This is a genomic window from Lewinella sp. (assembly GCF_050633125.1).
Lineage (GTDB): Bacteria > Bacteroidota > Bacteroidia > Chitinophagales > Saprospiraceae > Lewinella.
Genome location: NZ_JBOEFX010000041.1, coordinates 26,297 through 41,039, shown reverse-complemented (window position 1 = coordinate 41,039; position 14,743 = coordinate 26,297). Strand labels below are relative to the sequence as shown.

The following is a 14,743-nucleotide window of genomic DNA, read 5'->3' as shown; positions in this document are numbered from 1 at the left end:
AAGGCAACGTCGTTGATGGGCCGGTACTACAATCCACAATATTACCATCACCACAAGGGACACAGATAGAACCATCACAATCCAAAACAACCATGGTTTCACCTATCGTACAAGGATCGCCGTCATCACAAGGCATAATTGTACTTGTTCCTGTACTACAATCGACAATATTGCCGTCGCCACAGGGGATGCAGATGGAACCATCGCAATCCAGGACAACCATTGTTTCACCTATCGTACAAGGATCACCGTCATCGCAGGGCATGATGGAGGTCGTTCCGTTACTACAATCGACAGGTACTCCACCGCCACAAGGAATACAGATGCTACCGTCGCAATCAAGTGTGGTAATCGTTTCGCCGATCGTACAAGGATCGCCGTCGTCGCAAGGCAAGGTGGAAGTTGTTCCATTACTACAATCAACGATCGCTCCACCTCCACAAGGGATACAGACGGAGCCGTCGCAATCCAATGTTGTGATCGTTTCGCCAATAGTACAGGGATCACCGTCATCACAGGGCAAGGTCGTCGATGGGCCGCTGGCACAATCCATAAGTGTACCGCCGCCACAAGGAACACAAACGGAGCCGTCGCAATTGAGCGTAGTGATGGTTTCACCGACCGTACAGGGGTCGCCGTCGTCACAAGGGAGCGTCGTGGTCGCTCCAATACCACAATTTAAAGATACTCCACCTCCACAGGGAATGCATACGGAGCCATCGCAATCCAGGATCGTCATCATTTCACCAAAGGTACAAGGGTTGCCATCATCACAAGGGAGCGTCGTGGTAGGGCCGCTTCCACAAGTAACAGGGACACCACCGCCACAAGGAATACAGACAGAGCCGTCGCAATCGAGGACTGTTTCGAATTCACCCGTCGTACATGGATCTCCATCATCGCAAGGCATAACGGAAGTCGTTCCAGCCAAACAACCTGTACCTGAACACGTAACTAAGTCCGTTTCGATCGTTACTGTTACCGTATGCGCATAGGCAACATGTCCTGCATTAATGGCATTCTGACCGTCTATACACCCGGTATTATAAACGGGCACGATATCAGCACTAAAGTTTCCACCAAAATCGAAAGGATACACATTACAACTATAAGTCGTATTATATGGAGCGCCACCAGGAGGAAAATTAGGTTCACCTATTAAATTTGCAGTTGGGCAAGACCCCCCTGTACCGTTATAAGTACCACAGCCATAATATATATTATAATAAACCCGGGAATGGTCACATCCCGGCGGTATATTCGGCGTATAACTTTGGATGGTTATCGCTAAGCTGACAGAAACAATGCGCTCGCAAGGACTAACACTGGATCCCAGGTCAAAATCATGGTGATAACCTTGACTGTAAGGGCCACCAAATGCTTTCCTATCTAAGCCTATTGTCGCATCTCCCTCGTTTTGGGTTAAAACGATTGTCCTTTGCGCTATTGATTGGTCTGAAAAAATCAACACCAAAAAAAGCGTCAATAGAAAGCAAAGTTTATTGTTGATATGGTCCATATAATTTTAGTCAAGGCTGGTTAGCAGGCTGGATAAACGTCATTTAACAAAATGTACTCCATCCCTAAGTGATAAACGAAATGGTTCTTTGTCAAAAATCAGCTGCTCAATCAACACACCAAAATAGGTGTCAATAAGGAGCTTCATACCAAGCAAGGCTCGATAATTAAGATTTGACTATCATTTGCACGGCAGACCGTTCATAATCTTGGGTGCCGCTCATAAAAAACAAGTAATGGGGTTTAAGCAGGCTCCTTATCAAGAGGTCTTTCCGACAATTCCAAAGCTCTCATAACCAATGCAATTCGCTTGTTACTCGATGCTTTCACCTCAAAAGAAGCATACATTCTGCGCAAGGAAGAACTAACCCCTTCTACACTCAACGAGACTTGTTTGGCGATCTCCTTGTTGCTAATGGACGGATTACTTACCATCAATTTCAAGATTTCCCAAGAGGACATACCCAACTTAGCATTGATTGCTTTCTCTATTTTCTCTTTATCCAAATCTGCCCCACTCCTTTTATCAGACTTTGGTCTCGCCGCTTGCACCACTATTCTTTTCTCTAACTCTGCGATTTTCTTCATCAACTCTTTTTGCTTCTCCTTCGTTTGAAGAATTTTCTTCTTCAAGTATAGAAATACAACAACAAGCGAGAATCCCGTTACGATAAACAGGGACCAATACGCTATAGAGATTCCGACGATTAGCAGTTTCATATTTTACAAGCAAGAACAATAGTCATTAACAAAAAGAATGACAGCTTAGTATTTTGCCTACACAAGCCCAAGCGCAATATTATTCTTTAATGGCGCACCTGTACTATTTACCACTACATCAAGGCTACTACAGTTATTCATTGGCAAATCAGGACTACATCAGGACTACATCAAGACTACTACAAATGGCGTAGTGCAACGCACGAAGCCCGGTAAGCGGAGCGCGCAGGGACTAAGGATGGGAGGACTGCAAGGACGGACAGCCTGACGCCACCGAAGGTAGGCGGAGGCTCATTATAAGAAAGGGTGTAAGCGTTGATTTGACTTTTACTTGTAGCTGCAAACATCTCCGATATCCACTTAGCACAAGGGGTAAGAAGGGGTGTAGTGTTGGGAGGTATTTTGAGCTCGCCCCATTCGTTAAATTCATAAAATCGACGCATGGAACGAGCTATTTGCAGAGCGTATTGGTTGGTTTTTATTTATCCACCAAACACGACATCCAGCGATGCACAAATATGGGCGCTGGCTTCCTCAAGATCAGCTGTATTATGCGCTGCACTCACAAAACCCACCTCGTAGCCGGAAGGGCCAAGGTAAACGCCTCGCTGTAGCAGCTCGTGGTGAAGAACCTTGAATTTGTCCATGCTGGCTACGTCAATTTCGCTGGCTGCACGAATCTGTTTGCGGCTAAAGGCCACCCAGAAAATAGACCCTATGTGAGGAATACTGACTTCATAGCCATGCTTATCGCAATGCGCCTGGATGCCGGCCACGAAGTTTTTCGTCTTGTTGGCCATTATTTCATAAAACCCGTCGGCTAAACACTGCTCTAGCGCGGCATAACCACCGGCCATAGCTACGGGGTTAGCGGATAACGTACCTGCTTGATAGACCGGCCCTTCGGGCGCAACGTGCGACATGATCTCTGCGCTGGCTGCATAAGCGCCTACCGGGAAGCCGCCACCAATAATTTTACCAAACGTCATGATATCGGGCTGTATGCCGTAATAGCCAGCAGCCCCTTCAAAGCTCACCCGAAAGCCAGAGATGACCTCATCAAAAATCAAAAGGACGTTGTGCTTATCTGCTTTGAGTCGTAAAGATTCAAGAAAACGCTGGTTCTGTAGCAGCAGACCGTTGTTGGCCGGTACTGGCTCTACAATGATACAGGCAATATCATGGGCGTGTTCAACCAGTGTTTGCTCCAAAGCTTCTTCATCATTGAGAGGAAGCACCAGGGTTTCGCGTGCAAAAGAATCGGGAACACCAGCAGAAGTAGAAGTACCAAAAGTAGCCAGCCCTGAACCCGCTTTAACCAACAGGCTATCGACATGACCGTGGTAACAGCCGTCAAACTTAATGACCTTGTTCTTGCCCGTCACCCCGCGAGCGAGGCGAATCGCCGACATAACGGCTTCGGTACCGGAGCTGACAAACCTGATTTTTTCGATATAGGAATGGTTTTCCAAAATCAGTTGACCCAGCTGGTTACCCATGCGATTAGGGGTACCAAAAGAGGTTCCTTTACTGAGCGTTTCTACGACAAATTCACGGATACGATCATTGTTGTGACCATGAATGAGCGGCCCCCAAGAGCAGCAAAAATCGAGAAAGGTATTACCGTCTTCATCCATCATGCGGCAGCCACTCCCCTCTCTGATAAACAACGGTGGCCCAGACACTGACTTGAAAGCCCGTACCGGTGAATTGACTCCTCCTGGAAAATATCGCTTTGCTTCTTCGAACAAGGCTGCTGATGCGGTGCGGGTAATACGATTGGTAAATTCCATTCCTTTTATGATTTAATGCTATGACATTTTTTGCTTGCGCAAAGGTAAAGTTTTAAGGAGAGGACTTACCAATATGAATTGTCAGGGTTTGATCAAAGATTTTCGGTTTTAAACCACCAAGGGCACCAAAGGTTTTTTTGAGTTGAACCACCAAAGGCGCTTAAAGTTTTTTTGAACCATATGAGGGATTATAAGGACATATAAGGGGCTGGCTCAACAGGCTCAATTCGCGAATTTAGCAGACTAAACCACATGAGGGATTGTTAGGCGCATGTCGACGAAGGGTACAACCTCCGCCTAACAGAGAATTCAGTAGGTCAAATTCATGAATTCGACAGTTTTTTATATTTTTTTTAGATGAAGTATTGACATGGATAAACATTCATCGTATATTTGCGATATAAGATAATAAAATGGCAATTAACAAATCGAACATATTCCCGGAAGAGGTCCAAGAGCTGGCAGCATTGGCGAAGGCGCTGGGGCATCCGGCGCGGATTGCGATACTACAAGCATTGGCTCAGAAGCAAAGCTGTATTTGCGGCGAGATCGTCGAAATACTTCCTTTGTCCCAGGCTACTGTTTCTCAACATCTGAAGGCACTCAAGGAAGCCGGCTTAATCAAGGGAGAAGTAGAGGGTGTAAAATCTTGTTACTGTCTCAACTTGGAATACCTCAAAAGGATGAGTCCTCTTTTAAATCAATTTTTCAAAAATATTCTATCACCAGGCTGCTGCTAATAACTAAGACAAAAACAGTGTCAATGTAATCGTCTTTTAGTCAGTAGATTAATAACATTAACAATGGAAAACAAGCAAGAAACAACGGCCAGCTTACCGCTCGCCGACACCAACTGCTGTGCCAGTGATTGCTGCACAGATGACAATACAAACAAATCAGCAACGGAACTCAAAGAGCTGGTTCAGGAAAAATATGGTGCTATTGCTCGCCGTGCGGCCGGTGGTGGTTGCTGTGGAGATCAATCTATGGACTACAGTATCATGGCCGATGAGTATGACACACTAGGTGGCTATGCTCCTGATGCAGACTTAAAATTGGGTTGCGGCCTCCCTACGGAGTTTGCCAAAATCAAAGCTGGAGATGTTGTAGTTGATTTAGGGTCGGGTGCAGGAAACGACTGTTTTGTGGCTCGTTCTGAAACGGGTGACACGGGGCAAGTCATTGGTGTAGACTTCACAGACGATATGCTAATGAAAGCCCGGAAGAATACCCTCACCCTTGGATACAACAACGTGTCTTTTGTCAAGGGAGACATTGAAGATATTCCACTTCCTGCCGAAACAGCGGATGTAGTGGTCAGCAACTGTGTTTTCAACCTTGTACCCAATAAAGCTAAAGCTTTTTCGGAAACGCATCGCATCCTCAAGACAGGTGGCCATTTCAGTATTTCTGACATTGTACTGGAAGGGAATTTGCCTCAAGCCCTTCAGAAGGACGCTGAAATGTATGCCGGCTGTGTTGCTGGGGCCATTCAGCACGAAGAGTATCTGGGCCTACTTCGCCAGCAAGGCTTCAAAAATTTACAAGTACAAAAGAGAAAAGCAATTGTTTTACCAGAAGAAGTATTATCTCAACATTTAAGTGCCGCTGAAATTGCTGCTTTTAGCAAAGAGTTCGGCATCTACAGTATTACCGTTTACGGGGAAAAGTAAGTTCTCAAAAAAATGATGCAATATTGTCGTGACGAAAAGTTCCGACAACTTACTACAGCCGATCTAACCTTGTCGTTAGATCGGCTGTGTTTTAGATAGAGAAAATCATTAAGTATGACTTTTTCGTATTTTAGCGTCTGAAATAAATTATGATGAAACATAAATAACAAGTGAACGAACCTACTGATGATCAACTGGGTACAGCACTTAAGCAACAATTAGCACTCTTGCAAAAGAAAGAGCGCCACCTTAGGATTATCAATAATTTTGCGACTTCTCTATTGCGGCAAAATACAATTGAAGAGATTGTCTGGTCGATCACCACGAATGTAATTGCTAAACTTGGCTTCGTTGATTGTGTTATTTACTTACTTGATGAAGAACGACAGGTACTTGTACAAAAAGCCGCCCATGGCTTAAAAAACCCAGAAGCACATGAAATTATTAACCGCTTGGAAATACCATTGGGTAGAGGTATAGTGGGTCATGTAGCGCGAAGCGGGAAATCTATTATTATACCTGACACTAGCAAAGATCATCGCTATATTTTTGACGATGCCTTACGCTATTCCGAGATGGCTGTACCTATAAGCCTTGAAGGAAAGATTATTGGCGTTATTGATTCTGAACACCCTGATAAAGATTTTTTCACCCCCGATGATTTGTACTTGTTGGAAACCGTAGCAGCAATGTCTGCAAATCGAATCCTCCACGCTCAGACCCAAGAAAAGCTCCATCAGTATCGGATAAAACTGGAAGAACTGGTGGATAGTCGTACTCGTAGGCTCCGCCGACTTGTTCTTGATCTCCGCCGCTCTAATAATGATTTGGAACAATACGCGCATGCCGCATCCCACGACCTAAAAGAGCCTATTCGTACCATTGCAAGCTTTTTGAGCCTCATCAAACGCAGGAAAGAACAACTTTCCGAAGAAGAGGCCGCAGAATACATCGATTTTGCCATTGATGGTGCCCGCAGAATGGAACAACTACTCAATGGCCTGTTGGTTTATGCTAAAATAGGGGACCATAATCAAGAAATAAAGGCGGTAGATTTAAACCAGATCTTACAAAGTGTAACGCAGAACCTTTCTGTAATCATTTCAGAAACCCAGTGTACTGTTTCCTACCCTAAGCTCCCTGTAGTAGATGGTTTTGAAAGTTTGCTCGTCCAGTTTTTTCAGAACCTGTTGGCTAATGCTATCAAATTTAGACGCTATAATCACCCTCCAAGCATTAGTTTAAGTTTTGCAAAAATTGGCGACAGGTATCATTTCAAGATGCAAGACAATGGTATCGGCATTGAACCTCAATACATTACAAGCATATTCAAACTATTCAACCGTCTGAATAAAAAAGAAGAGTACGAGGGCAATGGCCTGGGCTTAAGCCTCTGCCAGCGAATTATAGAAAAGCATGGCGGCGAAATCAGTGTCACCTCCAAAGGCCTTGGGTATGGTTCTACTTTTAGCTTTTCTTTGCCTGCGCCCCAAGCTTAGAGCTTCTTAGGTAACTTTGGAGACAAGCACTAATTTTGCGGGCTACCTTCCAATTCTTCCAAGGTAACTACCGCACCAGCTGCAGTACCTAGCGGCAACGCAAACAGGAAGCCAACGACTGTCATCAGTAATACGACAAAGACAACACCATTGCCGATGGCGAGGGTACGGTTTGTTTTCACAAAACGAACACTTTCCCTAACGCCCATACGCCGCTCTAGTGTGTAATCGAAATTCCCAAACCCCGCGTAATAAGCTTGTACCAAGATGATCATTATCGGTACTAAAGGGCTAATAATCGGGACAATAATCCCTAAGATCAAAAGAAAAAGAGTGATCACAATCTCTCGAATGATGTTGCGCAAAGCTATTCTTAACCCTCGCACAAGATCGCTCAGCATCTTGGATAAACTGAAACTTGTTTTTGGTAATTCCGGGTACATTTTTTGTTCTAACCTTTCAGAGAGCAAACTCATAAATGGGGCAGCTATAGCCATAATGATATAGCGAAAAATAAGAAGCGTAAAAGCAACCAAGCTTATACCACCAGTTACCGTAGCTATTTTTTCGAAGGTCGCTTTTCCCCATTCAAAAGGATAAAAAGAAATCAACCAGCCGCCCAAATCGTCACTGACACCCCAAGCTGCCTGTAGCACAACGACTCCTAAAACCAGACTCAAAAGTACCGGAATCCAGAAATAGAGCCATAAGCCATGTTTGGCAATCAACTGAAGCCCTTTGAGGTAAGATGTTGCTCCTTTTAAAAAACTTTGCATGGTGAATTACTTAATAAGTGCGCAAAAAATAAGGTTTTGGCTTGTTATCCAAAACGCTCAGCAAAGTGAAAAAGTAAGGCCATAAAGACAAATTGATCCGCCCAAAGGCCTTACTTTTTCGATAGAATCCCTACAACTTAATCATTCATCAACAACAAATAGTCAAGCGCAAAATTGGCATATAACTCAACACCTAATTGCAAGCCCGATTCATCAATATAAAAATCAGGTGTATGGTGAGGAGCTGCCTCAGCAGGGTCTTGATCAGCAGGCATACCGCCTAAAAAGACAAAAAGCCCTGGGATTTCCTCCGCATAAAAAGAAAAATCTTCTGCACCGGTACGCGCTCGTGTGAGCACAACATTATCCACTCCAGCTACCGCCTGCATCGTTTTACCCATCGCCATCGTCAGTTCCGGGTCATTGTACGTAACGGGGTACCCTTTTTCAATTTCCACTTCCGCTGTTGCTCCTGATGCCTCTGCAATATGAGTGACTGTCCGGCGAATGCGTTCATGAATCTCGCGCTGCATTTCCGGGTCAAGGGTACGGATAGTACCAATCATTTCTACTTCTTCAGGAATAATATTGCTACGCACTCCTCCAGTGATTTTGCCAATACTAATGACCGCTGCTTCTTTGGTCAGCTCCGTCTGTCGGCTCACAATTGTTTGCAGGCCCAAGATAATTTGAGCAGATACCGTTATGGGGTCAACGCCCGTCCATGGAGTAGAGCCGTGGGTTTGTTTTCCTTTTACCCTTATCACCAGCCGGTTTACTGCGGCGAGGGCACCACCAGGTTTAAACCTCACTTCCCCGACCGGAGTTTTGGAGTTGATGTGTATCCCAAAAATAGCATCTACAGCGGGGTCCTTTAGTACACCTTCTTTCACCATCAGCTCTGCGCCACCTTCCTCTCCCGGAGGGGCACCTTCTTCCGCTGGTTGAAAAATGAAGACCACCGTCCCTGGTACTTCTGCTTTCATACCTGCTAGTATTTCAGCCGCGCCCATGAGCATAGCTACGTGGGTATCGTGCCCACAAGCGTGCATCACTCCGGTTTCTTGTCCCAGAAAGGTAGTTGTCACTTTGCTGGCGAAGGGAATATCAACGCGTTCTGTTACCGGAAGTCCATCCATATCGGCACGTAAGGCAACCGTTTTGCCAGGCTTGCCGCCCCGAAGAATTCCTACTACCCCCGTAAGACCTACTTCCGTACGAACTTCCATCCCTAAAGCCTGTAGATGTTTAGCAACCATCGCTGCTGTTTCAAATTCTCGGTTGCTCAACTCGGGATGTTCGTGTAGGTAGCGACGCCATTCTATAACTTTGTCTTCCATTTGAGTGGCCTGCTCGTGTACGAGTGCCTGAAATTCGCCCTGGCCAAACAGGGTGAAACCTATTAGGCATAAGCCAATGGCTAAAAGATTTTTCATACTAGTCGATGTTTGTAGTTTGACAGAAATAAATCACAAAACTTCTCTCTGTCTATTAATGACAGACAAGTTAATAGCTTGTCGGGAGATTTCATTTGGTTTGAAACGGATATCCCCTGTTATTCGAGGAAAAGAATTAATGCGAACAAGCGCTAAAAGATAGATGCGTCTTTTTTACGCCGATCCAGCTCTTGTTGGATAATGGAGGCGACCAGATGAATATTTCGGTAAACCGGAAATGTCCGCCGCAAATAAAAGTGGCCGCCAAGGGCCAAAAGTAGCGATACTGGAACCATCGCCAGGAGTAGAAAACTTAGTAATTGGGCATGACAAGCAGCGGCAATAAAGGCCACCGCGATCCAAAAAGAAACACTAAAACCAACTAAAAACAATCGGTGCTGCCATAGGCTGGCGATCTCTTTTTGTTCACTTACTTGTCGTAAAATAATACTTAACTCTTCTGTAGAATAGCTGTTAGCCCCGAACTCCATAATGAGTGCCAGGTCGTCATTACCGTCTTTTTCCAGACGCTGCAAGAGTCGTTGTAGAAAAAAATCTTTCATCCCCAATTTAGTCACGAGAAAAATCGTGAAATAAAATTAGGAAAATATACTTACTAAAGCAAGGATTAACAGAATATTAGGGCGTGAAATGGCCTATTAGACTTGTTCTCCTGGGATCATTTCGGGGGCAAATCGCGCCTCATCTTCCCACACTGTGCCTTTTTCAAGTCGCTTAGCTAAGGCTAGGCTCCTTAAAAAAGGCTTCGCGTGGTCAATAATGCATCAATTCGCTTCGCGGCTACTTCGTGGTTTCCTACCAACCTGCCCCAGCAGAACAAGTCTATTAATTAGGAAGATAAATAAAAGGGACACGATCAATTTTCTCCTGCTCACCTTTTAACGCTAAATGCCGGATGACGATCTGATGTTCTCCTGTCGATAATTCCAGGCCTGGAAAGAAATATTGCAAGCCCGGCTCTGAATCATGAGGATGGGTATATACCTTCATGATCACCTCTACAGGCTGGTCATCTATTGCTATGCTTATTTGCTCCTTAAAACATGCCAAACGATAGTTATAACGAGCTAAACGAGCCGCTTTGCGGTCGTCAATACCAGAAGGTTCTTTTTCTGAGCATAATAGAAAAATCTTCCTCTCTTCCCGTTCCGGGATTGGCAAAAAAAGCGTCAAATCAGCAGCAGAATGAATAACCATTGACGGAATTTGGGGGTTAATAAAGGCCAATTCCTGATCAATTGATTCCGTAAGATAATTGCTACTGTACAAACGGTCAGTACGTTGATCATAGCGAAAATAAACATCGTCCATCAAGGCCAAAATATGGGTACGCTCAAAGACACTACCCGAAATTATAGCGACACCAATCATAACAACCGTCATAAACTTCCAGTAGCGTTTGGTATCAAGATTGGTTCGGATAATAAAACTCAAGTAAGCATGTGGGCGAAAGAAAACGTTAGCAAAAACATATCCAATCCTTATCGTCAACGGGTAATGAATCTTCTGTACCCAAGCACGGTTCTGCAAAGCCTTACTATTCAGAGCTGCATTAATAAAAGTGACGAGAGCAGCTATTCCCAATAAAACCAACGATACTTTTAGTCCAGCTTCTTCGGTCAAAAACATGGCAGTTATCGTCCCCAATAATAACGCTAACCCAATAAGGCACCCAATACCTATGAAAACCATCACCAACATAAGGGCAAATGCCAAAATAGAACTCCCTACCCTATCCAATTCTCCATTAAAATCTTTAAAACTTGGAAATTGACGTAAGAGCTGGTCCATAAAATGGGGTGAATAAGTATCATTATCCCGGCGTATCTCCGGGTAGACACTCTCTAGTCCAATAGAAGCAATCCAAATCGAACGCACAATAAAGTGCCCTAAAAAGCTCATACACAAAACGGCAACCGCTATAAAAAGATAAAAACCAAGAAAGTAAGCGATATACATAAAACTGCCTGGAAGACTGAAGTAAAACCAATCGATAAGGCTCCTCACGCCGTCAAACAACTGAAAAGAACCGAAAATCGCCACCCCGGAAATTACCATCTCCGCCTGCCAACTTTCCATCGAGAGCCGTTCTAACCAAGACTGTTCATTATCTTGCATTGTATTTTGTTTATTGTACTCGCTTCGCTCGCGGTTTTTTGAACACGAGCGAAGCGAGTACCCCGCGAACGTAGTGAGCACCCACCGTGAGCGAAGCGAATACTACCACGAGCGCTAGCGAGTACAGTCACGAACTCGATTTATCGAGAGAGTCTCCCGTGAGCGAAGCGAACACTAAATATAATACAAAGATGCAAGATCAGTTTTTCCAAGACCTCAAAGTAGTAGAACTCGCCAGCGTATTAGCGGGGCCGGCAGTAGGTTTGTTTTTTGCAGAACTAGGTGCACAGGTTACCAAAATTGAAAATGCCGCTACTCTTGGGGATGTCACCCGTCGCTGGAAAGCCCCCACAGAAGCTGCCAACAAATCCGACTCGGCTTACTACCAAAGTGTCAATTTTGGAAAAACCACGCTACTCGTCGATCTAAAATCTACCGCAGGGCGCGAGCAGGTAGAGGCCCTCATCCAGGAAGCAGATATTGTTATCGTCAACTACCGCCCCGGAGCCGCCACAAAACTAGGTATGAATTATGATCGCCTGAAAGGAATCAACCCTAAAATCATCTACGCCGAACTCACCGGCTTCGGTGCCGATGATCCTCGCCTCGCATTTGATGTTGTACTCCAGGCCGAAAGTGGCTTTCTTTACCTTACCGGAGAACCGGGCCGCCCACCCGTCAAGATGCCGGTAGCTCTCATTGATATTCTCGCTGCCCATCAACTAAAAGAGGGCATTCTCGTGGCTTTGCTAAAGCGGGCACAAACCGGACAAGGCAGCAAAGTAAGCACCAGCCTCTACGCCGCAGCCCTCGCCAGCCTCGCCAATCAAGCAACCAACTGGCTCATTGCTGGCTTTGCGCCACAACGACTAGGCAGTCAGCACCCCAACATTGCTCCTTATGGCGATCTTTTCCGCACCGCTGATGGTCAGGAGTTGGTCTTGGCAGTAGGCGTAGAAGCCCACTGGAAGAAACTATGTGAGGTTTTGAAAATCCCTGCATTAATCAACGATGACCGCTTCGCTACCAATCCCCAACGGGTAAAACACCGTTCAGTACTCGTCCCGCTGCTACAAGAACAAATTGGCACTTTCGCTAAACGAGAGGAATTGTTAGTCTTATTCCAGGAAAACAACATCCCCGCAGGGGCCGTAAGAGACTTGCCTGATGTATTTGCACAACCACTAGCACAAACGCTCCTAGTCAATACTTTTGATGAAAGTGGCCAAGCTATCCAGTGTGTAAAGAGTGTAGTTTTTGAGCTTTCGGAATAGTGAGGAAGGAGCGCTTGGTACTTGATACTTAGATTGTGTCAAATCTAAGGTATGCTAGCATATGTATCAAACAGGAAAATGCCATAAAAGGCAGTTACTTAAAGTAAAATAGACCACGGGTTTAAAAACCCGTGGTCTATCCTGTTTCGTGGACTTCTCTCTTTTTCGTGCGCTTGCACCTAAATCCAATCAAAGTCCCTTTACCTAGTACTAAGTACTTTGTACCTTAAAACTCCAACGCCTTACGCAAGTCTGCGTTCGTCTTTGCCGGAGGAGTTACCGTTTCCAGTACCAGCTCGGCACCGTCATCGTGCAGTTGTTTTAGTTCTACACGAGAGATAGTACCCTTCTCATTTACCACCCACAAAAGGTTATCCGTTGCAGGTTCAATACCGATAGGAGCAGTGCTCGAAGCCAGGTATCTGAAAATCGTATTATATTCTCGGTTAACGACGTAAGCCGTGGTATTTTCGATGGCCTGTCCTCCTTCTGTACGGTACTGAATACCATGTACGGTAGAAGGCGCATCAATGGTCTGTGCACAGTTCCATACGCCAAATTCACTAACGACAAAACGATTTACTACCTGACGGCGGAGTTCTCCCGGCTGGCTTTGAAACTCTTGCTCCAAGCTCTCTTTTAAAGCCTCTTTTCTCGCCACAAACTCCGTCTGCAAGCGTTCCCGTTCGCTGCTCACCTCCTCTTCGCGCAAGGTGACCATAGCATCGTAAGTGGCAAGTTCACCTTGGTAGTTAGCCATTGCCTGTTGGTAGTTAGCTCCTAATAAAACAGGAGCTACAATCAAGGTTTCTTCATTATCCCGGTGCTGTAGCGTCAGCTCAAAGCGTTGGGTATTTAGGCGGCGTAACTTCACCGTTTCCCAGCTTACTCGAAACGCACGAGGGTCAACCTCTGGTGATTCGGGGGCTATTTCCCAAATGGTACCTGCATGTAGGTAGGCCAAATCTTCGGGTTGCAAATCACTGGCAGGATCAAGTGCCAAAGCACCTTGGGCAAAATCAAGTTCCAGCGTAGGACGGTTGCCATTGGCTTGCGTCGGTGCTACAGGTGCTGATGGCAATGGAAAATCCATTTGCAAGTCTTGCAATGCCTTCTCGTATTCTTGTTCCAGGTTACCCAACTCCCGCTGCCAGCGTTGCTGTGGGGTATTGGTACCTCCTGTAATCAAGTCTTCTTCTACAAATTGCAGCATATCTACATTGCTATACTGCCAAGTACGAGAGGCCGTATCCAATTGATATACGTGGTATTTAGGCAAGCTAAAGTAGTCTTTCACCACCACTTCACTACGCAGTTCTACCTGAATAGCTTTGCCGGGAGCCATCTTTAGGCGGTTGCCATTTTGCTCAGCATACACCTCTACCATGCCGGCCGAAGTAAGGTAGCGTTGCATCCCTACAGAATCGTAGGCCAACGGAATTCCAGAAACAAAAAAGTCGATATAATCATGCAATTCACGGTAATGAATTGCGACTTCGCCACCTACTAGTCGACCGCGATCATTCATAAACGCAGCAGCAGGAATCACCAAACGCGATCCGCTGGGGTAATCAATCACCCCTCCTTTGTGGGCGTCCGATACTACTTGCGCAGTAAAGGGGACTTGCAGCTCCTGCTGAGGCAGCGGGATGTGTACAAAGTCCTGTTGGGCAAAATAGTCCTCTGGGCTCAGTGGATTATTGCCCCCCAGAAAGGGTACCCAAAGCAGCAAAGCTACCGCAGCGGCCGCAGCCGTACTGAAGTAAATCAACCGCCGTATTCGGGCACCACCTGTGGTCTTAACCGCTGGCTGGGCTTCAAACTCGCGCAGCAAGGCATCAAAGTCCATCCGTTGTCGGATGTCTTCGCTGCCCGGCTCCTCCGGGTTTTGTTTAAAATTGTAGTTTCTTTCCAT

At 45.6% G+C, this 14,743-nt stretch carries 11 protein-coding genes and 1 pseudogene; 4 read left to right on the top strand and 8 right to left on the bottom strand.

Going from position 1 to position 14,743, the window contains the following annotated elements; translation table 11 throughout:
• The 3 genes and pseudogenes from ACRBG0_RS10260 to hemL form a co-directional block, all read right to left on the bottom strand.
• Positions 1 to 1,519, bottom strand: a pseudogene (locus ACRBG0_RS10260) (hypothetical protein); the annotation flags it as partial.
• Between the two features lie 242 nt (positions 1,520 to 1,761).
• Positions 1,762 to 2,238 carry a winged helix-turn-helix domain-containing protein gene (locus tag ACRBG0_RS10255; RefSeq protein WP_431486806.1) on the bottom strand — a complete coding sequence of 159 codons (477 nt, stop codon included), beginning with the start codon at positions 2,236 to 2,238 and terminating at the stop codon, positions 1,762 to 1,764.
• 482 nt (positions 2,239 to 2,720) lie between these two features.
• Entirely contained in the window at positions 2,721 to 4,031 is a 1,311-nt protein-coding gene (gene hemL / locus ACRBG0_RS10250; RefSeq protein WP_431486805.1) for a glutamate-1-semialdehyde 2,1-aminomutase, read from the bottom strand.
• A gap of 413 nt (positions 4,032 to 4,444) precedes the next feature.
• Between hemL and ACRBG0_RS10245 the strand changes: the two genes are divergently transcribed.
• The 3 genes from ACRBG0_RS10245 to ACRBG0_RS10235 all read left to right on the top strand — a co-directional run bounded on the left by ACRBG0_RS10245 (position 4,445) and on the right by ACRBG0_RS10235 (position 7,203).
• Positions 4,445 to 4,771 (top strand): ArsR/SmtB family transcription factor, encoded by a 327-nt coding sequence (locus tag ACRBG0_RS10245; RefSeq protein WP_431486804.1) that lies wholly within the window; start codon positions 4,445 to 4,447, stop codon positions 4,769 to 4,771.
• A gap of 63 nt (positions 4,772 to 4,834) precedes the next feature.
• Positions 4,835 to 5,704 carry an arsenite methyltransferase gene (arsM, locus tag ACRBG0_RS10240; RefSeq protein ID WP_431486803.1) on the top strand — a complete coding sequence of 290 codons (870 nt, stop codon included), beginning with the start codon at positions 4,835 to 4,837 and terminating at the stop codon, positions 5,702 to 5,704.
• 170 nt (positions 5,705 to 5,874) lie between these two features.
• Positions 5,875 to 7,203 carry a sensor histidine kinase gene (locus tag ACRBG0_RS10235; RefSeq protein ID WP_431486802.1) on the top strand — a complete coding sequence of 443 codons (1,329 nt, stop codon included), beginning with the start codon at positions 5,875 to 5,877 and terminating at the stop codon, positions 7,201 to 7,203.
• 29 nt (positions 7,204 to 7,232) lie between these two features.
• Here ACRBG0_RS10235 and ACRBG0_RS10230 read toward each other — a convergent pair whose 3' ends face one another.
• The 4 genes from ACRBG0_RS10230 to ACRBG0_RS10215 all read right to left on the bottom strand — a co-directional run bounded on the left by ACRBG0_RS10230 (position 7,233) and on the right by ACRBG0_RS10215 (position 11,554).
• The gene (locus ACRBG0_RS10230) at positions 7,233 to 7,979 is read right to left on the bottom strand and encodes an EI24 domain-containing protein (protein ID WP_431486801.1); all 747 of its coding nucleotides are present in this window, start codon (positions 7,977 to 7,979) and stop codon (positions 7,233 to 7,235) included.
• A gap of 137 nt (positions 7,980 to 8,116) precedes the next feature.
• Positions 8,117 to 9,415 (bottom strand): amidohydrolase, encoded by a 1,299-nt coding sequence (locus ACRBG0_RS10225; protein WP_431486800.1) that lies wholly within the window; start codon positions 9,413 to 9,415, stop codon positions 8,117 to 8,119.
• Positions 9,416 to 9,567: 152 nt separating this feature from the next.
• Positions 9,568 to 9,978 carry a hypothetical protein gene (locus tag ACRBG0_RS10220; RefSeq protein ID WP_431486799.1) on the bottom strand — a complete coding sequence of 137 codons (411 nt, stop codon included), beginning with the start codon at positions 9,976 to 9,978 and terminating at the stop codon, positions 9,568 to 9,570.
• A gap of 283 nt (positions 9,979 to 10,261) precedes the next feature.
• Complete coding sequence (locus ACRBG0_RS10215) at positions 10,262 to 11,554, bottom strand: hypothetical protein (RefSeq protein ID WP_431486798.1); 1,293 nt, start codon at positions 11,552 to 11,554, stop codon at positions 10,262 to 10,264.
• A gap of 191 nt (positions 11,555 to 11,745) precedes the next feature.
• On the opposite strand from ACRBG0_RS10215, the gene ACRBG0_RS10210 reads away from it, so the two are divergent.
• Positions 11,746 to 12,828, top strand: a complete 1,083-nt coding sequence (locus ACRBG0_RS10210; protein ID WP_431486797.1) for a CaiB/BaiF CoA transferase family protein — start codon at positions 11,746 to 11,748, stop codon at positions 12,826 to 12,828.
• 226 nt (positions 12,829 to 13,054) lie between these two features.
• On the opposite strand, the gene ACRBG0_RS10205 is transcribed toward ACRBG0_RS10210, so the two are convergent.
• Entirely contained in the window at positions 13,055 to 14,743 is a 1,689-nt protein-coding gene (locus tag ACRBG0_RS10205; RefSeq protein ID WP_431486796.1) for a hypothetical protein, read from the bottom strand.

Bases quoted from the DNA above. Each gene is read 5' to 3' on its own strand.
- ACRBG0_RS10210 (WP_431486797.1), top strand. From the start codon at position 11,746: ATGCAAGATCAGTTTTTCCAAGACCTCAAAGTAGTAGAACTCGCCAGC.
- hemL (WP_431486805.1), bottom strand. From the start codon at position 4,031: ATGGAATTTACCAATCGTATTACCCGCACCGCATCAGCAGCCTTGTTC.
- ACRBG0_RS10255 (WP_431486806.1), bottom strand. From the start codon at position 2,238: ATGAAACTGCTAATCGTCGGAATCTCTATAGCGTATTGGTCCCTGTTT.
- ACRBG0_RS10225 (WP_431486800.1), bottom strand. From the start codon at position 9,415: ATGAAAAATCTTTTAGCCATTGGCTTATGCCTAATAGGTTTCACCCTG.
- ACRBG0_RS10215 (WP_431486798.1), bottom strand. From the start codon at position 11,554: ATGCAAGATAATGAACAGTCTTGGTTAGAACGGCTCTCGATGGAAAGT.
- ACRBG0_RS10245 (WP_431486804.1), top strand. From the start codon at position 4,445: ATGGCAATTAACAAATCGAACATATTCCCGGAAGAGGTCCAAGAGCTG.
- arsM (WP_431486803.1), top strand. From the start codon at position 4,835: ATGGAAAACAAGCAAGAAACAACGGCCAGCTTACCGCTCGCCGACACC.
- ACRBG0_RS10220 (WP_431486799.1), bottom strand. From the start codon at position 9,978: ATGAAAGATTTTTTTCTACAACGACTCTTGCAGCGTCTGGAAAAAGAC.
- ACRBG0_RS10230 (WP_431486801.1), bottom strand. From the start codon at position 7,979: ATGCAAAGTTTTTTAAAAGGAGCAACATCTTACCTCAAAGGGCTTCAG.
- ACRBG0_RS10205 (WP_431486796.1), bottom strand. From the start codon at position 14,743: ATGGAAAGAAACTACAATTTTAAACAAAACCCGGAGGAGCCGGGCAGC.